Origin of the sequence: Gilliamella sp. Choc4-2 (assembly GCF_001690355.1) — a bacterium.
Lineage (GTDB): Bacteria > Pseudomonadota > Gammaproteobacteria > Enterobacterales > Orbaceae > Gilliamella > Gilliamella apicola_A.
In genome coordinates this window covers 51093-73794 of record NZ_LZHG01000060.1, presented here as the reverse complement: position 1 = coordinate 73794, position 22702 = coordinate 51093, and the positions used below count along the sequence as shown (strand labels likewise).

Annotated in this window: 21 protein-coding genes and 1 other RNA gene; 3 read left to right on the top strand and 19 right to left on the bottom strand. The window is 33.9% G+C overall.

Annotated features, from left to right (window positions below; genetic code table 11):
• Window positions 1–22: 22 nt before the first annotated feature.
• The gene (gene rlmB / locus A9G34_RS08010) at window positions 23–784 is read left to right on the top strand and encodes a 23S rRNA (guanosine(2251)-2'-O)-methyltransferase RlmB (protein ID WP_065569401.1); all 762 of its coding nucleotides are present in this window, start codon (window positions 23–25) and stop codon (window positions 782–784) included.
• 764 nt (window positions 785–1548) lie between these two features.
• Here rlmB and A9G34_RS08005 read toward each other — a convergent pair.
• From A9G34_RS08005 to A9G34_RS07935, 15 genes are all read right to left on the bottom strand, one after another.
• The gene (locus tag A9G34_RS08005) at window positions 1549–2364 is read right to left on the bottom strand and encodes a PAAR domain-containing protein (RefSeq protein WP_065569400.1); all 816 of its coding nucleotides are present in this window, start codon (window positions 2362–2364) and stop codon (window positions 1549–1551) included.
• A 1029-nt stretch (window positions 2365–3393) separates the two neighbouring features.
• Entirely contained in the window at window positions 3394–4854 is a 1461-nt protein-coding gene (locus A9G34_RS08000; RefSeq protein ID WP_065569399.1) for a catalase, read from the bottom strand.
• A gap of 300 nt (window positions 4855–5154) precedes the next feature.
• The gene (locus tag A9G34_RS07995) at window positions 5155–5700 is read right to left on the bottom strand and encodes a 5-formyltetrahydrofolate cyclo-ligase (protein ID WP_065569398.1); all 546 of its coding nucleotides are present in this window, start codon (window positions 5698–5700) and stop codon (window positions 5155–5157) included.
• Window positions 5701–5718: 18 nt separating this feature from the next.
• Window positions 5719–5900: non-coding RNA, 6S RNA (gene ssrS / locus A9G34_RS07990), on the bottom strand.
• 65 nt (window positions 5901–5965) lie between these two features.
• Window positions 5966–6250, bottom strand: a complete 285-nt coding sequence (gene zapA, locus A9G34_RS07985; RefSeq protein WP_034943774.1) for a cell division protein ZapA — start codon at window positions 6248–6250, stop codon at window positions 5966–5968.
• A 3-nt stretch (window positions 6251–6253) separates the two neighbouring features.
• Entirely contained in the window at window positions 6254–8113 is a 1860-nt protein-coding gene (gene dxs / locus A9G34_RS07980) for a 1-deoxy-D-xylulose-5-phosphate synthase (protein ID WP_065569397.1), read from the bottom strand.
• A 25-nt stretch (window positions 8114–8138) separates the two neighbouring features.
• A complete protein-coding gene (gene ispA / locus A9G34_RS07975) occupies window positions 8139–9008 on the bottom strand; it encodes a (2E,6E)-farnesyl diphosphate synthase (protein ID WP_034943767.1) in 870 nt (289 codons plus the stop codon).
• Window positions 9001–9246: an exodeoxyribonuclease VII small subunit gene (xseB, locus tag A9G34_RS07970; RefSeq protein ID WP_034943764.1), complete on the bottom strand. Its 246-nt coding sequence runs from the start codon at window positions 9244–9246 to the stop codon at window positions 9001–9003. Before xseB ends, ispA begins: the two co-directional genes overlap by 8 nt.
• Window positions 9247–9395: 149 nt before the next feature.
• Window positions 9396–10754: a DNA recombination protein RmuC gene (gene rmuC / locus A9G34_RS07965; protein WP_065569396.1), complete on the bottom strand. Its 1359-nt coding sequence runs from the start codon at window positions 10752–10754 to the stop codon at window positions 9396–9398.
• Between the two features lie 2 nt (window positions 10755–10756).
• A complete protein-coding gene (epmA, locus tag A9G34_RS07960) occupies window positions 10757–11731 on the bottom strand; it encodes an elongation factor P--(R)-beta-lysine ligase (RefSeq protein ID WP_034943762.1) in 975 nt (324 codons plus the stop codon).
• Window positions 11732–11794: 63 nt separating this feature from the next.
• On the bottom strand, window positions 11795–14149 hold the full coding sequence (gene mdoH / locus A9G34_RS07955) for a glucans biosynthesis glucosyltransferase MdoH (RefSeq protein ID WP_065569395.1): 2355 nt from the start codon (window positions 14147–14149) through the stop codon (window positions 11795–11797).
• 14 nt (window positions 14150–14163) lie between these two features.
• Window positions 14164–15726: a glucan biosynthesis protein G gene (locus tag A9G34_RS07950; RefSeq protein ID WP_051825033.1), complete on the bottom strand. Its 1563-nt coding sequence runs from the start codon at window positions 15724–15726 to the stop codon at window positions 14164–14166.
• Window positions 15727–15744: 18 nt separating this feature from the next.
• Window positions 15745–16410 (bottom strand): hypothetical protein, encoded by a 666-nt coding sequence (locus tag A9G34_RS07945; protein ID WP_034943760.1) that lies wholly within the window; start codon window positions 16408–16410, stop codon window positions 15745–15747.
• A gap of 157 nt (window positions 16411–16567) precedes the next feature.
• Window positions 16568–16804, bottom strand: coding sequence for a YecH family metal-binding protein (locus A9G34_RS07940; RefSeq protein WP_034943757.1), 237 nt, complete (start codon window positions 16802–16804; stop codon window positions 16568–16570).
• Between the two features lie 196 nt (window positions 16805–17000).
• The gene (locus A9G34_RS07935) at window positions 17001–18944 is read right to left on the bottom strand and encodes an exoribonuclease II (RefSeq protein WP_065569394.1); all 1944 of its coding nucleotides are present in this window, start codon (window positions 18942–18944) and stop codon (window positions 17001–17003) included.
• Between the two features lie 137 nt (window positions 18945–19081).
• On the opposite strand from A9G34_RS07935, the gene A9G34_RS07930 reads away from it, so the two are divergent.
• Window positions 19082–19837 carry an alpha/beta fold hydrolase gene (locus A9G34_RS07930; protein WP_034943749.1) on the top strand — a complete coding sequence of 252 codons (756 nt, stop codon included), beginning with the start codon at window positions 19082–19084 and terminating at the stop codon, window positions 19835–19837.
• A 31-nt stretch (window positions 19838–19868) separates the two neighbouring features.
• Here A9G34_RS07930 and A9G34_RS07925 read toward each other — a convergent pair whose 3' ends face one another.
• The 4 genes from A9G34_RS07925 to A9G34_RS07910 are packed head-to-tail and all read right to left on the bottom strand — an operon-like array spanning window position 19869 to window position 21639.
• A complete protein-coding gene (locus A9G34_RS07925) occupies window positions 19869–20192 on the bottom strand; it encodes a type IV pilus modification PilV family protein (RefSeq protein ID WP_051825032.1) in 324 nt (107 codons plus the stop codon).
• Window positions 20185–20622, bottom strand: coding sequence for a DUF2509 family protein (locus tag A9G34_RS07920; RefSeq protein WP_034943747.1), 438 nt, complete (start codon window positions 20620–20622; stop codon window positions 20185–20187). Before A9G34_RS07920 ends, A9G34_RS07925 begins: the two co-directional genes overlap by 8 nt.
• Window positions 20606–21205, bottom strand: coding sequence for a prepilin peptidase-dependent protein (locus A9G34_RS07915; protein WP_141670706.1), 600 nt, complete (start codon window positions 21203–21205; stop codon window positions 20606–20608). The genes A9G34_RS07920 and A9G34_RS07915 overlap by 17 nt, the downstream gene beginning before the upstream one ends.
• Window positions 21163–21639 (bottom strand): hypothetical protein, encoded by a 477-nt coding sequence (locus tag A9G34_RS07910; RefSeq protein ID WP_034943739.1) that lies wholly within the window; start codon window positions 21637–21639, stop codon window positions 21163–21165. The genes A9G34_RS07915 and A9G34_RS07910 overlap by 43 nt, the downstream gene beginning before the upstream one ends.
• A 226-nt stretch (window positions 21640–21865) precedes the next feature.
• Between A9G34_RS07910 and dapD the strand changes: the two genes are divergently transcribed.
• Entirely contained in the window at window positions 21866–22690 is an 825-nt protein-coding gene (dapD, locus tag A9G34_RS07905; protein WP_034943736.1) for a 2,3,4,5-tetrahydropyridine-2,6-dicarboxylate N-succinyltransferase, read from the top strand.
• The last annotated feature ends 12 nt before the right edge of the window (window positions 22691–22702 follow it).

The following is a 22702-nucleotide window of genomic DNA, read 5'->3' as shown; positions in this document are numbered from 1 at the left end:
TAAGATAAAGAGTAATAAATAAATGAGTGAAACAGTTTATGGCTTGCACGCAATAGAAGCATTATTAGCACGTTCGCCAGAAAGAATTATTGAAGTGTTTATTATTAAAGGGCGTGAAGATAAACGTCTAAATGCCTTGGTTCTTGAATTAGAACAGCTAGGCTTGCCTGTTAAAGTCGCCAATCGCCAATGGTTAGATGAAAAATCTAAAAATGGGGTACATCAGGGTATTTTAGCCATGGTTAAACCAAGCCGAGGTTATCAAGAAAACGATATTCCTGTACTTATGGAAGGGCAGCCAAACCCAGTTATCTTAATTTTAGATGGAGTGACCGATCCGCATAATTTAGGTGCCTGTATAAGAACTGCTGATGCTGCTGGGGTTAGTTTTATTATTGTACCAAAAGATCGTTCAGCGCCACTTAATTCAACCGCTCAAAAAGTTGCGTGTGGTGCAGCTGAAAGCGTTCCTGTGGTTAGAGTGACTAATTTGGCTCGCACTATGCGAATGCTACAAGATGAGTATCAAGTTTGGATTGTCGGTACCGCTGGTGAAGCAGATAGAACGCTTTATCAAACTGACTTTTATAAAACATCCACCCCAACTTCACTTGCTTTAGTAATGGGCGCTGAAGGCGAGGGGATGCGCCGTTTAACCAAAGAACACTGTGATGAATTGGTGAGCATTCCTATGGCGGGTATTGTGTCATCACTAAATGTATCGGTTGCAACTGGTGTTTGTTTATTTGAGATTGTTCGGCAAAAATCAGCTATCAGAACCTAATTTAGATGGTTATAACCGTATTGGCTACCTAACTATTTAAGTTTCATACGAAATCAATAGATTAGTTGAACTTCAATACGGTTAATTAAAACAATCGTAAAAATATATTAGCAAGCATCTTTTTTATTAGCATGAATTTTTCATTTGTCTTTAAAAAATTAAGTAAACAAGTGAGTATAATTTTGTCAAAAAGTTTCAGGTAACCCTACGTTTCAGTAAAAAATATTGTTTTTTAGATCGTTAAATGCTTTTTAACAAGTTGCGATCTTATTTTTATTTATACTCGTGCGTACTGCCTAATATTTTATCTATGGGGAAACATCTATTATTGCTTGAAAATGAATTTCTTATATATTTTTTCAATCCAAAAAATTGAGTAGTGACAGCACAATAAAATGGCTGGGTATATTATAAAATTAAGGGTAACGGCTGATGATATACACAGATATGCAATAATTGCGTCAATATCTAGAACTAATGTATTGTGATCTCCCATAATGAATGGGCGGACAAGCCATGAGATAAAGTTTATTAAAATACCAATAACTATCCCACAAAAGACTAAACCTGACGGTCGTTTTATTTTATCTAGCATAAAGACTGAAATAAGAATAAAACAGAAATAACACAAGCAATACAATATTAAAAAATGGGATTCTGGTGTACTATGTTTTCGGATAAACTGATAACACCATTGGTAGCTCAAATAGGCTCCTATAAGATTAAAGATCAATATGACAAATAAATTAATAATTTTCATATTTTTATTGTTTCCCATCTTCGATTTCTTTGACTGCTTTTTCCAAATTTCCAGGAAAAATATAAAGATCTTGTAGTCCATATTCATCTAAAACTGATGAAACTGCATATGCACAATAAAAACCATCAAGAGTTGCATAGTTTCCATTAAGCACTCTTTCTTCAATATTAATAGCTTGATCACGTGTTAAAGAAATTTTACGTTGAGAAACATAATCACCGGATTGTGCATGATATTTTACAAATTCTTCTATTGAAAAAGGAATGCTCCCATCATCATAAAAAGCCTCTGCTTGCCCTCGATATCGTCGCATATAATCTCCATTGGGGTCGAAAATTAATGGGTATTTATCTTTTTCTTTAAAATTAATATATAATGCAGAATGAGTGCCATATCCAAATGTAATATTTCTTACAGTAAACAAATATGCTTCTACCTCTTGCTGGGAGTCGTTTTTAGCTTGATTGGTTAAATTATTGTATATTTTATTTTCTCTAACCAAAGTATTGGTTAGATTGTTATCGTTATTCTTTTTCTCTACATCAACAAAAATTGTACTTTTAGTTGCTATAATTTTGTTACAACCTATAGGTGTACATTGGCATGCAATAACGCAACCATTATAAGCAGCTGGTTTACCTGTAATGATAAAATTATAAGCGCCTTCAATAATTTTTCCTGTACTTTTACATTTAGGGCATGATGCATAATCGCCTATACAAGCTATACCTTGATTTGCGTAAAAACCTTGTCCCGATGCTGAAATTACTTTGCCACCAGTCGTGGTATCATCGCCAAGAATAGCTACCCGCTGACTCATAACAGTACCTACGTTTAATATTTATACATAATTTTTAAAATTATATGAAATTGATATAAAAAAACAATCTTAAATTATGGAGATTTATGAATAAAATAAGTGATTTTGCTTAGCGCATGTAGTTATATTGCTCAATATAACCATTTTGATAAAGGTAGGCTAATTTAACTATAATCTATAGAAATAATACCGTGTAGCCCAGTGGATGAAAGCTTTCCGTAAATTTTTTGCCGTTATCGATGTGTATTTTTTGTCGGTAGTTGTAGCCAACATTCTAAAATGCCGACGAAGTTAGTCGGCATTATGTAGAGGGTTAATAGCTGGATTGTGCCACAATGTATTACTCTAAATGAGTAATTTATACTCGTAAGTACTGCCTAATATTTTATCTATGGGAAAACATTTATCATTGCTTGAAAATACATTTCTTATATATTTTTTCAATCCAAAAAATTGAGTAGTGACAGCATAATAAAATAGCTAGGTATATTATAAAATTAAGGGTAACGGCTGATGATATACACAGATATGCAATAATTGCGTCAATATCTAGAACTAATGTATTGTGATCTCCCATAATGAATGGGCGGACAATCCATGAGATAAAGTTTATTAAAACACCAATAACTATCCCACAAAAGATTAAACCTGACGGTCGTTTTATTTTATCTAGCATAAAGACTGAAATAAGAATAAAACAGAAATAACACAAGCAATACAATATTAAAAAATGAGATTCTGGTGTACTGTGTTTTCTTATAAACTGATAACACCATTGATAAATTAACAATCCTCCGGCACAATTAAACAATAATATAACAATTAGATTAATTATTTTCATCGAACAATGCCTTTAATTTCAATTAGTTATATAATTTCACTGCAATTTATGCTAATAATATGTGACTTTGCTAAATTAATGAAGTGTTTTTATAAATTTTATACTGTGATCAATTTATATTTGTGTATTTAGTTACAGTCAATAATTAAAAACGCCGACTAGGTTAGCCGGCATTACTATTTTAAGTACTAATTTTTTATTAGGTTTATATCAATGCCTAATCCTTTTGCAATTCCAGTTCCATAGTCAGGATGCACTTTATAGAAGTGCTTTAGCTGCCTGATTTGAATGTCTCGATTTACGTTTTTCATTGATCCTGCGATATTATCAATAAGCAGCTGTTTTTGATCTGGTTGCATTAAATTAAATAGTGCACGTGGTTGCGAGTAATAATCGCCATCCACACGATGATCATGCCTATCCATTGTGCCAGCTGGTACATGCATTGGTGGCTCGGCATATTGTGGTTGCTGTTTTGGTGCGCTATCAATGCTATTTGGTTCATAGTTAGGCGCATTATCAGGAGTATAAAAACGCATTGCGCCATCACGTTGATAATTATGTACAGGACATTTTGGCGCATTGATTGGTAGTTGTTGATAATTAGTACCAATACGATAGCGGTGCGCATCGGCATAAGCAAAAATTCGTCCTTGAAGCATTTTATCTGGTGATAAGCCAATACCCGGAACCACATTACTTGGTTCAAAGGCAGATTGTTCAACTTCTGCAAAATAGTTTTCTGGATTACGGTTCAGTTCCATAACGCCGACTTCAATTAATGGGTACTGTTTTTGTGACCATACTTTAGTGACATCAAACGGGTTTTCTCGATGGTTATTGGCTTGCTCTTCAGTCATAACTTGTATGTAAACTCGCCATTTTGGATAGTCGCCACGTTCAATGGCTTTGAATAGATCTTCTTGCGCCGAATCTGGATTAGTTCCATCTATTTCTGTTGCTTTTTTAGGATGAATATTTTTAATTCCTTGCTCTGTTCTAAAATGCCATTTTACCCAAGTGCGAATGCCATCTTTATTGATTAAGCTATAAGTATGGCTACCATAGCCGTGCATATGACGATAACCATCAGGAATACCACGATCAGAAAATAAAATAGTGACTTGGTGAAGTGATTCTGGCGATAAAGACCAAAAATCCCACATCATTTGTGGATCTTTTAAATTAGTTTTAGGGTCACGTTTTTGGGTATGAATAAAGTCAGGAAATTTGAGTGGATCACGAATAAAAAATACGGGAGTATTATTGCCGACGATATCCCAATTTCCTTGATCTGTATAAAACTTGACTGAAAATCCACGGGGATCTCGCGCGGTATCAGATGAGCCTCGTTCACCACCTACCAACGAAAATCGAGCAAAAATTGGCGTCTGTTTGCCTACATTGGCAAATAAACTAGCGTAAGAATATTTTGTAATATCATTAGTGACAGTAAAGGTACCATGTGCACCAGAACCTTTAGCATGAACACGACGTTCTGGAATATTTTCACGATTGAATTGGGCAAGTTTTTCGATAAGTTGATAATCATCAATTAAAACCGGACCACGAGGTCCTGCTGTGCGTGAGTTTTGATTATCGGCAATTGGTGCCCCATTGTTAGTGGTTAAGACTTTTTTTTCTGACATTACAACACTCCTTTTTATAATATAAAACCGCTTTGGTTAAATTAAAAATCTTGTGAGTGACGGTATATAACGTGATTAAAATAAAAAATAGAATGGTAAAGCATATAGTAAAAATTTTATGTTAGAAAAATCACACGGTAAAAATAATTTTTAAGCTACAGCCATTAAATTAGTAAAGAATGATCGTTTATTTTTATTGGAAGAACATTCGAGATGAATTGTGATAATTATACTGCAAATCAACGTATAATAATACGAATTTTATTCCGATTATCTTTATTAATTTGTTGAATTATCAAATTATGCATAAATAATTTCAGGTAATTGAATATCCCATGGCTGATTGTCTATATATGGTACTTTTTGACATGCAAACGCCAGTCCTATAGGGTAAATTTGTTGGCTTTGGTAATTGGCTAACATGCGATCATAATAACCACCTCCCATGCCTATACGATAACCTCTGTCATCAAATGCAACTAGCGGCGTAAATACGACGTCTAATTTATGAGAGGGGATTATGGTTGATGCATTCAAGGTTGGTTCTAATATACCAAATTTATTTTTAATTAAAGGCGTTTGGTGAGTGTATTTTAAAAAGAGTAAGTGAGTTGAAAAAAAAGGATGAATAATGGGTAAATAAACAGATTTATGCTGTTGCCATAAATATTCAATAATTGGTTTGGTTTCGACTTCACCATCAAAGGATAAAAAAATAGCTATATTTTGGGAAGATTGAATAACTTGATGATCCGCAATTTTACGATAAATCGCTAGCTGTGCGGTTTGCCGTTCTGTTTGAGACAATTGTCGTCTTTTTTGACGAATAACCTGTCGAATATTCATCTGTTATCTCTGTAAAGAAAAAACTCCAAGATGCCGTTAGGGTTGTAACCCTTGAACCCAAGGTTCAAGGTGAACATTGCGTTTTAATTTTTAGGTTTCCTTACAAGTAAGGCATACACACCAATTAAAAATCACATCGTTCTAAAGTTTAGAATATCGGCTCAGGGGACTAACCCTTATCGCGAACATCCCAGAGGTGAGCATAATAATACAAAATTTAGAGGGCGATACAATATCATTTGTACTAAATTTACAATTATGTGAATTAATTATCAGTATTTAGGGCTGAATCAAGCAATTGCTGCAACATCTTTAATCGGTTACTAAATTCACCGCTTTTTTCTTTTTCTTTTGTTAGTTCATAAGAAATATTTAATGCAGCGGTCATGATGAGTTGATCACTACCAACTTGAGGCGATTTTTCTCGTAAATTGGATAAGCGTGTATCTAAATCTTTTGCTGCATTCTTAAGTGCATCAACTTCATCAACAGGGCAGTTAAATCTTAAAGTTCGCCCGAAAATTTGAATAGTGATAGCTTCAGTTTCCATATTTTACCTATTAATTTTAAAATTATTGATTTTCTCTATTATGTGCTTACAGGTCAATCCAAACTCTTCTCTCATCTCATTTTGAGAACCTTGAGGAATAAATTTGTCAGGTAATCCAATATTTAAAATATCACATTTTGTTTTTTTCGATAATAAAAATTCATTGACACCGCTACCGGCGCCACCATTGATGCAATTTTCTTCAATAGTTACCAGTATATTATGTGTTTGGCTAATCTGCAAAAGGACTTTTTCATCTAGTGGTTTTACAAAACGCATGTCTATGACTGTAGCATTAATTTTATTTGCCGCTTGTAAAACTTCAGGAAGCAATGTGCCAAAATTGAGTAAAGCTATATTTTCCCCTTGTCGGCATAGCTTAGATTGCCCTATTGGTATAGGAGATAATGGTGTTAGTGCTACTCCAATTCCTTCTCCTCTTGGGTAACGCACTGCAGAAGGTCCATGATGTAAATAGCCTGTATAAAGCATTTGTCTGCATTCATTTTCATCGCTTGGTGTCATAATGACAAAATTTGGCACGCAGCGTAAATAACTTAAATCGAAGGTACCTTGGTGCGTTTCGCCATCGGCACCTACAATACCGGCACGATCAATAGCAAATAAAACAGGTAAGTTTTGAATGGCTATATCATGGATAACCTGATCATAAGCACGTTGCAAAAATGTTGAATAAATGGCAACAACTGGTTTTAAATCGCTAATTGCAAACCCTGCTGCAAGGGTAACTGCATGCTGTTCGGCAATTGCAACATCGAAAAATTGGTCAGGATAGCTATTTGCAAATTTTGTCATGCCCGATCCTTCGCTCATGGCTGGAGTTATTGCCATTAATCGTTTATCGTTTTGCGCTATTTCGCATAGCCAATCTCCAAAAATTTGTGAATAAGTTGGCGTTGCTTTTGGGGGGGCAGGTAATATTCCATCATTGGGATTAAATTTTGGTACGCCATGCCATAAAGTTGGGTCTTTTTCAGCAGGTGCATAGCCTTTGCCTTTTTGAGTAATAACATGAAGCAGCTGTGGACCTTTTAATTGTCGGACTTTTTGTAGTGTTGCAACTAATGCATTAATATCGTGCCCATCAATAGGACCAATATAATTAAATCCAAGCTCTTCAAATAAGATAGCGGGGGTAACCAAACCTTTTAAATGTTCTTCTGTCTTTTTAAATAATTCTTTTAATGGTGGAATATTAGCAAGTACACGTTTACCATTTTCACGAAAAGATGCATAAGCTTTACTTGATAAAATTTGGGTTAGATGCTGATTAAGTGCGCCTGTGTTTTCTGAAATCGACATATCATTATCATTTACAATCACTAGCATGTCTGGTTTGATATGCCCTGCATGGTTCATAGCTTCAAATGCTATACCAGCAGTTAAGGCTCCATCGCCAATTACTGCGGCTACTTTTTTACCCGATTGTTTCTTTTGTTCGCTAATTGCTATTCCAAGTGCTGCACTAATCGAAGTTGAAGAATGTCCAGTGGTCAGTACATCATATTCGCTCTCATTACGATGAGGAAATGGATGAAGCCCTCCTTTTTGGCGAATAGTGAGCATTTGGTCTCGGCGACCAGTTAAAATTTTATGCGGATAGGCTTGATGACCGACATCCCAAATAATTTTATCAAAAGGCGTGTGAAAGACATAATGTAGTGCTGTGGTTAATTCAACCACTCCAAGCCCTGAAGCCAAATGACCACTTGATTGACTAACACAGGTCAATAAATATTGCCTAAGTTCACCACAAATAGCTTGTAACTGAGATTGTGGGAAGAGTCTTAAATCTTCTGGTGAATTAATTCGCTTTAATAAAGGGTAATTGTCTAAATTCATTATTTAAATTTATTTTCGCTATTTGTTAGTTAGTTCTATGAATAATAAAATTAGCAAGGTCGTGTAATGTTTGGCTATTATATGGTATCTGATTTAGGCTATCGATAGCTTGATAATAAAGTTGTTGCATTAATTTTTTTGCGTTTTCAAGCCCAATTAGTGCTGGATAAGTACTCTTTTCATGAGTTATATCCGAACCTTGAGATTTGCCCATGATAGTCGGTTCTCCAACGATATCTAAAATATCATCTTGAATTTGAAATGCTAATCCAATCGATTCTGCGTAATTATCGAGCAATTTATAATAGGGTTTTGCAATATCACCACTGGCAAAAGCACCCAATCTAATTGCAGATTTGATTAAGGTACCTGTTTTATAACAATGGATTTTTTGTAAATGTTCAATGCTAATTAATTGGCGTTCTGCCGCTAAATCTAGTGATTGACCAAGGCACATGCCATTAACCCCACTAGCATGGGCAAGTTCGGCTATCATGTTAATTTTAGTTTCAGTATCAATTAGCTCACTTTTTGCTAATAATGAAAAGGCTAAACTTTGCAAGGCATCACCTGCTAAAATGGCTTGCGCTTCACCAAATTGAATGTGGCAAGTTGGTTTTCCTCTTCTTAAGTTGTCATTGTCCATTGCAGGTAGGTCATCATGAATTAGTGAATAGGTATGAATCGCTTCAATGGCTGCTGAAGGCTCATCTAACTTAGCAAGTGGGCAGTTGAACATTTGCCCAGTTAAATAGACCAAAATAGGACGAATTCGTTTGCCACCGGCAAGTAAGCTGTAACTCATCGCTTCTTGTAATTTAGAAGAAGGAAGTTTGGCAATATAGGCAGTTAAAAACGAATCAATTCGTTGTTGTAATGGTTGTAAGCTATTCATTATTTTTCAATGAGAATTCTGATAATTGTGCATCACTATTTTCAGATAATAAAATTTGAATACGTTGTTCTGCTTGCTGTAATTGTTTTTGCCCTGCCTTAGCTAATTTAATCCCTTTTTCGAATTCATTTAAAGCTTCATCTAAAGGGAAATCACCATTTTCAAGTTGGGACACAATCGTTTCAAGTTGTTTAAGTATCTCTTCAAAACTGGGTTCTTTATTTTGGTTTTTTGCCATTTTTTACTCCTCTTCATGCTAAGTGAGTATACACGTATTTTGGATAATGGTGAATCATGCTTTTATACTGTTTTTTATACTAATGTTAGCTTGTTTATTAAGGCGTTTGTATTTTAACTGGTGACAATAATCAGCCGTGTGTAATTTAGCTAATGCAAATCGTTTTCACTATCGCCATTTAGTTCATCTTTAGATGATATAGCTATATTGGGGTTGATTGTTTTTTTTACTTCAACGCCAAGTTCACGGAATCGTTCAATTTGTCCAATTACATTACCACGACCTTTAGATAATTTATTCATTGAATTTTGATAAGTTTGTTGTGCTTTGTCTAAGCAGTTTCCTAGGTTTTCCATGTCTTCAACAAATCCACGCACTTTATCGTATAATTTGCTTGCTTTATCGGCAATAAGTTCGGCATTTCGATTTTGGTATTCAAATCGCCATAAATTATGAATAGTACGCAATGCGACTAAAAGAGTAGTTGGGCTTACAATCATAATGTTATTTTTTAATGCCTCATTGATGAGTGTTGGGTCATGATCTATCGCACTTAAAAATGCAGGTTCGACAGGAATAAACATTAGTATGTAATCTAAAGAATTAACCCCTATAAGTTTATGATAATCTTTTTGGCTAAGCTGTTTTAAGTGATTACGTACTGCAGCTAAATGTTCCGTCATGGCTTTAGCCTTAATGGTTTCATCATTACTATTAAAATGGCGTTCATAAGCAATTAATGTGACTTTTGAGTCAATTATAACATCGCCACCTTGTGGTAAGTGTACAATAACATCGGGCTGTAATCGTTGATTATTTTCGTTAGTTAAGTTTACTTGTGTGTCGTATTCATAGCCTAAACGTAATCCTGAATTATCCAATATTTGGCTAAGAACGAATTCTCCCCAATTGCCTTGAGTTTTATTATTGCCTTTTAACGCATTGGTTAGGTTTATCGCTTCTTTGCTCATCTGTTCGTTAAGCAGTTGCAAATTACGTATTTCATGAGTAAGGGTGTGGCGTTCTTTTGCTTCTTGCCCAAAACTATCTTGTACTTGTTTTTTAAACCCTTCTAACTGCTCTTTTAGTGGCGAAAGTAAAAAGTTGAGGCTCTGTCTATTTTGTTGCTCTATTTTTTTTCCGCTATGTTCAAAAATGCGATTAGCCAGGTTTTCAAATTGTGTGGTTAATCGTTGTTCGCTCTGTTCAAGAATAGTTTGGCGTTCGTGGGTTGCATTTAATGTTTCTTCTAAACGTGTTTTAAGTTCACTGATTTTGACATTTTGTGCAAGATTTTGTTGTCGATGTTGAGCTAACTCATGCTCCAACTGTTTTACCTGAAAAACTAACGATTGATTTTCTTCTTTTTTTTGTGCTAACTGTAGATCAAATAATTGATTTTGGCTATTAATGGTCAGTTGAGACTTTAAAACCAATACTAATAAGATGAATGAAACAATGCCGATAATTATGGCAATCCATTCGCTTAAACCTAAAACTCCGAACATAATTAAGCCCTTTTAAAGGTAAATGAAATCACATCATCTAAAGTATTAGCACCAAGGGCGAGCATTATTAAACGGTCTAAACCAATAGCTACACCAGCACAATCAGGTAATCCAGCTTCCATAGCAGCTAATAATTCAATATCAATATTTTGTTGTGGTAAGTTTTGATTAGCACGATCAATGTTGTTTTGTTCAAAACGCATTTTTTGCTCTTGAGGATTAGTTAGCTCTTTAAAACCATTGGCCAATTCAACACCCTTATAATAAAATTCAAAACGACTAGCAACTCGATGATCTTCTGAGCTGATTGCAGCTAGTGCCGCTTGCGATGCAGGGAAGTGGTATACTGCGATAGGCTTGTCCTGACCAATATGAGGTTCAATGCCAAAGGAAAATAGGCACTGTAATAGTGTATCTTTATCATAATGTTCGGCATCAAGTTCAATATTAAGCTGTTTGATTGCATTAACTAAACTTGCATGATCTGCTTCTAATGGATCTAAATTAAGATGACGCTGAAACACTTTTTGATAAGAGATTCGTTCAGCAGGTTCACAGTCTAAAATTGTTTGTAGAAAATCATCAACTTCATTGATCATCTGCATCATGTCAAATTGGATACGATACCATTCAAGCATGGTAAATTCAGGGTTATGATAGCGGCTTATTTCCTCATGATTACGAAAGCATTTACAAATTTGATAAATAGGTCCACTACCAGCAGCTAATAAACGTTTCATATGGTATTCAGGACTAGTTATTAATGACATTTTTTGTCCTTTGTGCTCGTCTATTTCACCTGGTTTTAAAAATGATGTATGAAAAGAGCTTAAATGTACATCTGTTACAGCATATTGGCTTAAGGTAGGTGTTTCGACCTCTAAAATACAGCGATCAGAAAAAAATTGTCTTACTTGAGATACAATTTTTGCGCGCTTAAGTAAATTATTAATAGGTGCAGAAGGTTGCCAAGTCATAAAAATATCCAATGGGTTTTGATTATTTACTAAAAGGTGAGAGATAGGGTAAAACCCTATCTCTTATTGCTGGTCTTTATTTTGCCATAATGCAAATAGATTGTCGTATTTTTCTTGTTGTTGCCAAATGTGGCTATGTAATGCTGAAAGAATAATAGGATCTTCTAAAATGGCTAATTGCTTTTCTTTACTCATTTTTTCTAAATCTATGTGTTGATATTGTTTAATAAGTTCATTGCGTTTTTGTTGGTTTTTATTATTAACGCTATGTCTTGAAGTCGACAAAGCGCAAGCTAGTGCGTTATATATAGGATCGACCAACGCCATAACAAAGCCATGTTCAACAAATGCAGTTTCAGTTTTAATTAAATATTCGCCTGTAAGAGTAACAGCTTTTGTAGGATGCGTTTCTTCAGGAGTTAAAAATAGTCCTGCTTTTTGGGCTTTCATGCCGATACTTGAAAGTCCCGATACTCTAATTACTAAAGGAGAAATGGTTAAAGGTATTAATATGGCTATGTACCAATAAGTAAATTGTGGATTTAACCAGATAATTACTCCTAACCAGACAATACCTAATAATGAAAGTGGCCAACAAAAATAAAATGATTCCCCCCATGTTAAAGAATCGTCACTTCGGGATGGTGATTTCCATTGTATTTTACTACCCATCCATGCTTTTAGTACAAATTTACTATGAAAGATCATGCGAATTGGAGCCAGAACCATTGACCAAACCATTTCAATAAGTATGGATAAGGTTAATTTAAATATACCGCCAACATCCTTTGCTCTTGTTCTAGCAATAATAATGCCATAGCTAAAAAATTTAGGAGCAAATAACAATACCAGTGTTGTTGATAATAACTGCATAGCCAATTGTTCATCCCATTTCGGCCATGTCGGGTAAAATTGGTTTGATTGATAAAAATATTGCGGTTCGGATATATTAAATACTAATAAAAGTAATGTTGAAAATATTAGAAAAATTAACCAAAGTAATGAAGATATATAAGCCATACCACTGGTTGCAAACATAACTCGGTGGGTTAAAGTGATTCCGCTTTCGAAAATTAATTTAAGATTAATCAGATTTCCCATACACCAGCGGTTATCTCGTTTTAGATCTTCAATCATATTGCCTGGTAATTCTTCATAACTACCATTTATATTGTAGGCAATCCAAACGCCATAGCCTGCTCGACGCATTAAAGAAGCTTCTACTAAATCATGTGACAAAATGTGCAAAGGACCTTTACGTTTTTGCAGTGGGGATAAAATACAGTGTTTAATAAACGGTTTTAAGCGAATTATCGCATTATGTCCCCAATATTGTGCTTCACTTAACTGCCAAAAGTGGGTGCCAGCACAAAATATATCGCTGTAAATTTGATTAGCAAACTGTTGAATACGACCATAAAGGGTTTTCATTCTTACTGATTTAGGTGGAGATTGCAGTATTCCTGCTTTAGGTGTCATTTCCATCATGGCAATCATATTTAATATACAATCACCTGTCATGATGCTGTCAGCATCAAGAATCATCATGTATTCGTATTGATGTCCCCAACGGCGACAAAAGTCGTCGATATTACCACTTTTACGTTTGATCCGGCGCTTACGGTGACGATAAAAAATATTGCAGCCATTATTTTGTTTTTTTGTATTAAACTCAGCCCAAGCCTTGAGTTCATTGACATAAAGGTCGGGATCATTGGTATCACTTAAAATGAAAAAATCACAATAGGCTGCATGATCTGTTTCAACCAAAGATTGGTAAGTTGCTTGTAATCCAGCAAAAACTCGTGCCACATTTTCGTTACAAATTGGCATTACTAATGCAGTTCGATGTCGAGCATCAATATGTTCAGTTGGATTTTTGGGGATTTGAACAGTATAACGATCTTTCCCCATGATAGCTAAAATTAGCCCCATAATGCTGGTCCAAAATCCTATGGAAATCCAACAAAATAAAATAGCAAATAAAGCAATAATAAAACCTTGTATGATATAAGGTATAACGCTATAAACTGCAAGTTCGGGGTTTATTTCCCAATTTGCCATAAAATTGATTTTGTCCCAACTTTGATAAGGCAATAGTGAAGAAAGGTAACCCGTTCCTAAATAAGTTTGCACAATAATAAGTAATAACATGATAAAGCGTCGAATCGTGACAATGAAGCTTTTCTCCGATTTTGCTTTATAAAATTGCTTCCAAATTTGTGGTTGGATGGCAACGCGTTCTATTTTCGGATAACTAGGCTGTTGCTGTCTTTCGTCAATAAATGTTGAGGTATCGCTGATTTGGTTTAAGCGATACTTCAAAAACTCGACATCACTAGATAGTGGTGCTTTATTTTGATTTTTCTGACGCCAATAATCAGCGTCAGAAAGTGTTGAAAAGTAATCTTTTTTCATATTTTCGATTAAAGTTATTGTGCAGGATATTGCCCACTCCAAGTTTCAGATAAAACTTCATTGGTTTTTTCTGAGGCTAATTGTATACGAATATCGGTTGCTTTTTTGCTATCTTCAACATTGAATCGTACTATGACACGCCAACCTTTTATAATCGGATTGTATTGTGATTGGCTGCTAACAATAGTTCCGTTGTTAATGCTTGAAATGATTTTTACAGGTTTGTCTTCTGATAATTGAGGACCAGCAAAGTCAATAACATAAGCATTAGAACCGTCAAGTTTACGAATTAAATTAGCTTGTTTTATATCACCTAATGATAAACGTGTACTTACTGCTCTGGCTACGTTATCGGGGTAACGCTGTTGTTCATTTAATGTATAATGCAATCGGTATTTAATATTGAGCATATTTCCAGCATTATATTGTTTTTCAGGTACCCAAAAGGCTACAATATTATCATTGGTTTCGTCGGGAGTGGGAATCTCTACAAGTTCGACCCGTCCTTTTTGCCAATCACCAAGAATTTCTGTCCAGACACTTGGGCGTTTTTCATAATGATCGTCAAGATCTTGATAATCACTAAAACCATTATCGCGTTGAATCAAACCAAATGCTTTAGGGTTTTCTAAACTATACGAAGAAAATGATAATCGTTTTGGATTGTTTAAAGGCCGCCAGATCCATTCTTTATTACTTGCTAAAATTGATAACCCGTTAGAATCATGCATAGCAGGACGATAATTAAGTAAAGGTGATGGCTGATTTGGTCCATACAAAAACATACTTGTTAATGGTGCAATACCCAATTTTTTAACCGCATTACGGAAAAAGACTTTAGCTTCAACGGTAACAGTTGTGTCGACACTTGGTACTAATGTAATTTTATAAGCCCCTGTTACACTATGTGAATCTAGTAATGCATAAATAATGAGGTGTTTTTGATTCGGTTCTGGTTTTTCTATCCAAAATTCTTTAAATCGAGGAAATTCCTCTCCTGACATTTCGCCTGTATCAAGCGCCAGTCCTCTCGCTGATAGACCATAAATTTGATTCTTGCCTACGGCACGAAAATAACTGCCACCAAGTGCTGTAAAAATTTCATCATCAGTTTTGTTTGATGAATTAATCGGATAATGTACTTTAAATCCTGCAAAGCCAAGATTTTTGGTATCTAAATTACCTAAGTTAATTTGGCTGAGATCAAAATAACTTGGATCATATTTGATTTCATTAACTTGGTTATTAACAACTTCATTGATTTTTATGGGAGTATCAAAATACATTCCTTCATGATAAAACTCAAGTTTAAAACGTGTATTTTGATCCTTCCAGTAGGCTTTTTGATGATTGAATAAAATTTTCTGATAATCAGCAAATTGTAAGGAAGCTAATTGACTTGGAATATTCTTAGATGGCTGTTCATAAGCCTGTTTTGATAATTTTTCTGCTTTTTTAACCACATCATCGTATGAAAAAGCCCAAGTGGAAAAACTTATAAGCAAAGCGGAGAATATGCAAATTATTTTGCAAGCGATGTTTTTGCTAAATTGATTCGTTATTAAAAATTTGTACATAAAATGCTCACGTTAGTATTATCTAAAGATATGGAAATAATTGATAACATTATGTTTTGGATCATTTAAGCATTTTTCAACATAATCGGTTTTCATCTCTTGTAATATGCTTGGGTTTTCGTTGATCAAAAATTGAGAATAACCATCCTTATTGACCTTAGTACGTAATGTTGCTATATCTTGTTCAGACATTTTGAATAAAGGTTGAAAATAGGAGGATATTTTTACAGTATCGTTTAAGTAAATTGCATTAATAAAATCAGCAGAAAGCTGACAATAATTTTGAATATTAATTTTACTTGCATTTATTTTACTTAATTCAATATGTCTTTTTATTTGATTTTCCTTAACAATTTTCTTAATTTGCCCATCATATTTAAGCCTATAATATTCTTGTAAATAGAAATTTAAAACACAAAGCGATTGGTTTGGATCGTTATTACAAGCTAAAATACCATGCTTGGTAATATAGTTATCGAAATTTTTTTCGCCTACTAATTTCAATAATTGGTTTTTAGCGTTAATAACAAAAGAATTGTTAAGCTCTGTTTCTTGTTTCAATAGCGCCAATTGATTAGTGCTTATATTTTGTTCATTGTGATTTTGCAATGAAGTTGATTTATTTGCACAACTTGCAACAAGAATAGAAACGATGGTTAATGTTAAAATATTACCTATTTTCATATATAAAGTTCCATGAACATATTCTTGAATTGTTATTTTAGGGCAGGTTGTATTTAGTTTGAGCAAAAATTATATACCCTTATTGTATTAAATACACTAAGCGTTTCATTTAAATTTATAAAAAATTGCTATAAAAATATACTACAACCTAAAAAAACTAATGACGACAAATCTTTTGAAGATTAATTGTAAATTTAAGGTCATTCACAGGTTTGAACTTACCTTTTGATTTTAGAAAAGCAATAAGCTGTTTTGCATCCATATCGACTTGAGAACAAGTATGAAATTTAGCATCGTTCCCAAATTTTTGTGCAATGCTTTCAAGCAATGATGATTCTGTGTAGCTGTTTCCTATCATCATATTTAAAACTTCATGCCCATGAATGGATAACATAATATCCTCTCAATATCGTTTATTTAAGGATTAATAATGGCTTTAATATAAGAAGCAAGATATCAGATATCATTAGGAAAAAAAAGGGGGGGCAATGTTAAAATATTGTCAATAAATAGTATTTTGTTCCTATTGATATGCTATTGATGGAAAAAGGGTAACCCAATTAGGTTACCTTTTTGATACGGTTAAATCTTTATTGATTATCATTGGTTAATTTTGCAATGATAGATTGATTTTCTGGTTTTACTTGGTAAATGGAAACGGAAATATTATCAGCTAGTTTATAGCAAATAGTATCTTTTATTTTGATAATACCTTCATCAGGTAAGGAAGTTATTTCTTCTTTAACTGAATGTATCATTGAGAGTGGAATGAACGCAAAAGCGCCAATATCAGTTAAACGTACTCGCATTCCTCCTCGATTAATATCGACGATTTGAGCAGCGTAATTTTTGCCAATCTTGTCAGATAGGTATTGAGCAAAAAGGTTTTCAGCTATATCACGTTCAGCTAAACGAAGCGTTTTACGCCTTTCATTCATTACCTTTAATTGTTCTTTATCTGGCTGAGTTAATGGTTGGGATTGTAAATAAGCTTTGATTAATCGATGATTGACCATATCACCATATTTACGGATTGGTGATGTCCAAGTTGCATAAGCCTCAAATCCCAGACCAAAATGAGGTTGTGGTTCAATAGAAAAATCAGCAGGACTTTGAAATTTACGTAACCGCGCAGTTAAAAATTCATTGTTATCAATCAATCGACGTAGTTTTATATACCCTTCAAAAGATGACAATAAATCTTTATCAAAGTAAGTAATGCCTTGCTCATTTAAAATTTTTAGTATTTGATCGAAATATTTGCTGTCAAAACCTGAATGCGTATTAAAAATACCAAAACCTATTTTATTTTTAAAATGTAAGGTTAGCGCCTGATTGGCGATAACCATGACTTCTTCAACGATATGATTAGCAATCCGGCGAAACTCTTTAATTATTGATTTAACCTGACGGTTTTCATCAAGTTCAAAACGATAATCTCCATTATCTTTAAAGATTAATGCATGGGTTTGCCGCCATGTTATACGGGCTTTTGCTAAGTCAGATAACCACTTAAGTTGCTGTTTAATGATAGGACTATTAGATGCTAATTCATCAATGTTTTCTAAAAAATTAGAGACATTGTTATAAGTTAGTTTGGCCTTTGATTCAATCCAAGCGGATATAAAGGTGATATCATTAGTAATAATATTGCCTTCTTGGTCAATGCTCACTTTACATATCATTGCTGGACGTTTTTGATTTTCTTTTAATGAGCATAAATCATTAGCAAGTTCTTTTGGCAGCATAGGGATGTTAAAATCAGGCAAATAAGTTGTAAAGTTTCTAACCTTAGCAATATTATTAAGTTCACTATCTTGTAATACATAAGCAGTGGGATCAGCAATGGCAACCATTAATTGATAATCTCCCTGTTCATTTTTAGAAACCGCTATTGCATCATCCATATCTTCGGTATCTTCGCTATCGATGGTGAAAAAGTTAACATCGGTTAAATCTTGACGGTGATTAAATTCAGCATCATTAATTACTAATGTTTCGCTTTTTGGGGCGTGAGTTTCTAAATCGTAACGGGCTAATGTTTTTAGCCAAAGCTGATAAGGTGAATTGCTTTCAGCAACAAAATGAACAATTTCAGCAAGGAAATGATTATGTCCTTCTTGCAAAGGATGAGAAACAAGCGTTGCTACAACCCAATCACCTTCTTTTAGTTTTTCGCTAACTTGCTTGTTTATTTGGCAGCGTATGGCGAGATTTGTAGGCATATTTTCAGGATAAATAACCATCGCTCGATCTTGAAAACCTATTTTACCAATAAATTTTTGCAACGCACTTTCAATTAATAATTCAGGTTCAAAAAATTCTTTATCATTATTGCTTATTACTGTGCCTGAGACCTTATCACCATTGCAAACTCTTTTCATTTTTGCAATAGGGATGAAATAACTTTTTTTATTATCAACATCTAAAAAACCAAATCCTTTTTCATGTGCGCGGATTGTGCCTTCAATTCGTGGGGTTTGTTGATGCAGTTCTTGCTTTAATTGTGCAAGTAAAGGATTATTCTGAAACATATTATATTAACAATATTTGAAAACTTTCTCTGGATTTTATCATACTTATGTCTATTTGGGTTATTGAATTAGTCGCTTATGTATTGGTAATATTTACATCCCTTTGAAAATTTTATAATCAACTATCGAGTAGCACAATGAAATTAAACTATAAGTTACAAGGTGAAGGACAACCAATTATATTTATGCACGGTGTTTTTGGCAGTTTAGACAATTTGAACATGTTAGCAAAAGATTTTGTATCCAATTATCAAACCATTCAAGTTGATTTGCGTAATCATGGTCATTCACCTTGGTCAGATAAAATGAATTATCAGGTTATGGCTGAAGATGTTGCTGAACTTTGTGATGCTTTGAAATTAAAAGATGTGATTTTAATTGGTCACTCAATGGGAGGAAAGGTTGCTCTGCAGTTATCGCAAGTGTTTCCCACTATTATTCAAAAACTTGGAATAATCGATATTGCGCCAATAAAATATGCTCGTTCACCTAATGCCATTATTTTAAGGGCATTAATGTATTGCCTTTCAAACAAGATCACTGATAAAAAACAAATCATTAATGTGATGAAACAAGCTGGAATTAATGATGCTGTGATCCTTTTCTTACTGAAATCGTTTAAAGACCAACATTGGTTATTTAATATTGAAGCTATTAATAATCAATATAGCCACATCTGTGATTGGCAATCTATTTCACCTTGTTTAATTCCTACATTATTCATAAGAGGCGGTAATTCTCCTTACGTTGCTGATGAGTATTATGAAGCGATTTCCGCACAGTTTCCTCTTTCTAAAATTGAGGTTGTTGATGGTGCTGGTCATAATGTTCATGCGGAAAAAACAGGGGAAGTATTACAATTGTTACATCATTGGTTAGAATATAACAGCTAAATTAACTAATGATAATAATTGAATAAGTATATTAATTACAAATTAAACGTTGCTGTTGCGTTTGTTTCTTATAAGGTGTGGTTATCTTTACAATAATAAGTTTACATTGGTTATTATATGGGGTGATTTTGATATTATATTGCCAATCAGAAGGGACTAAATAATCAGCTGTTTGGGGGTAACTATCAAGCAGCTGAAAAGCAATTTGTGCTGCTTGTAATCTGTTTGTAAAAAAGTGGTATTTTTTTAACATTATTTGCTGATATTTTGTAAGACCAAGCAAAACAATGGCAAAAAGTAATGACGCTATCATGATTTCAATTAAGCTCAATCCTGCATCCTTTTGGTTATTCACAATCGCTATTCCTTTTTTCAGGGCAATAATCTAGCCAATGGCCTTTTTCGACAAGTAATTTGTGATTATCATAATGTGCTAGCATATAAAGAGAAAAATCATCGGCTTCACCTCGGATTAATGTGTAATTGTCTATTTTTAATAGTGATAATTTGATACATACTCTTAAGTGCAATATTGGCTCGGTTTTACATTGCCAATGATTAGAAGGCGGTTGCCAATCTTGTGTTACAGCCCAATTGAGTGAAGAGCTTGCTTGATTATATTGCTGATAATAATGTTGTTCTATTATGGTTGATTTTTTCCATGAGTTCGCCAAGAAGTCCAAACCAGTTAATAAAGTTAAACCAATTATCATTAAAATTATTACCATGGCAATTGCGCTCAATCCCAAGATAGAAATATTTTTTTGTTTAATTTGAATTTTCATTTTTGATAATTTTAGTTATTTCATACTTAATTTGTTCATGTTTTTTTAATTCAGCAGCTAAAAATATTTTGATAGTGTGTGTTTGTTGTTTAATCAAAAATTTAGTGATTCTAATTTCAGCAGGATCGAATATCCTTTGCCAGTTAGTGCCTTGGCAATCAATTGCCCCTGTTTTGTATTCAAGATTATTTTTATAGTATCGAAAGGTAAATATATCTGAATTATTGAGGTGAATAGAGTCATAAACCCATTCATGGCGACTTTTGCTATCGTATCGGATTATGATGCAATTTTGTTGTTGATTTATTTCTATAGCCTTTACTTTTGTTGAAGTAGGATGGTTAGCAATAAAGCCTGCGCGTTTTATGTCTTTAGATAATCCAGACAAAGCGTGATTAATGGTTTGTTGTAAATGCATCATTTGATAATATTTCTGGCTGTTTATTTGTAGCTGAGAATAAAAAGATGCGCTGCCAATGATAATTAAACTCGATAACATAACACTTATTAACATTTCAAGAAGCGAGAAACCTGATGTTTTTAGCATGGCGGTAAACCAGATAAATAGCTTTTTTGGTGGCAAAAACGAACACGCCCACGAAAGGAGATTAACACTTTTGTTTCGCCAGTTTCATTTTTAAGTTGAAATGATGCGGTTTGTGCCATATTTCGACGTCCCCAAAATGCAAGCGTTTTTTTATCTGTTAACCCACTGATTGTAACTGAGTTGTTTGGTTTGATAAATTGAAACTCTCCTTGATTACAAGTAGTTGGGCGTTCTCCTTCACTAATTGATAAACACCAAGGGGATAAAAAAAGATAAATGTTGTAGGTTTTATTATTGGTATAAGCTTTAAACTGAGCTTCATTTAAAAAATAGGCTAGCTGTTTTGTTGTTGTCATTAGTTCATTACGAAGATGTAACGTTTTCCAATGAGATATACCGATTGAAATCATAATGGCACTTATGCAAATAATCACTAAAAGCTCTAATAATGAAAATCCCGAATTTTGCATAAATTTTTCTTTATTAAAAATGATGATATAGCTGTTATTGTAACTGCTAGTTGATTAATGTTATTTTTAGAAGATAAAGTTGGGCTTCGTTTCACAGATATTTTTGTTTTTTTTCAAGTAAAATAGTGGGGATATGATAAACGCACTTAAAAAGTACTGATTATTATATTATACTGTGGATCTATTTATATTACCTAATGGGCTTATAAGTTAAAGGAAACTTGAGATGCAACAACTACAAACTATTATTGAAGCAGCATTTGAACGCCGCGCTGAAATTACACCTTCCAATGTCGATACAGTAACCCGTGATGCAATTAATCAATCTATTGATTTATTAGATAGCGGTAAGATGCGTGTCGCTGAAAAAATCAATGGTGATTGGGTAACTCATCAATGGTTAAAAAAAGCTGTTTTGCTCTCTTTCCGTATTAACGAAAACCAACTGATTGATGGCGGTCCGACTAATTATTATGACAAAGTGCCATTAAAATTTGCTGAATATGATGCAGCAAGATTCCAACAAGAAGGTTTCCGTGTTGTTCCATCAGCTATTGCTCGTAAAGGTGCCTATGTTGCTCGGAATACTGTATTGATGCCATCTTATGTCAATATTGGTGCTTATGTCGATGAAGGTACGATGGTAGATACATGGGTAACTGTTGGTTCTTGTGCACAAATTGGTAAAAATGTGCATTTATCAGGTGGTGTAGGTATTGGTGGTGTCTTAGAACCACTTCAAGCAAATCCAACCATTATTGAAGACAACTGTTTTATCGGTGCACGTAGTGAAATTGTTGAAGGCGTAATTGTCGAAGAAGGCAGTGTGATTTCAATGGGTGTATTTATTGGTCAAAGTACCAAAATTTATGACCGTGCTACAGGTGAAGTTTATTATGGACGTGTACCAGCAGGTTCTGTGGTTGTTTCTGGTAACTTGCCAACGAAAGATGGTAAATATAGTCTTTATTGTGCGGTTATTGTGAAAAAAGTGGATGCTAAAACATTAGGTAAAGTAGGTATTAATGAATTGCTTCGTACTATCGACTAATTCACACTTATA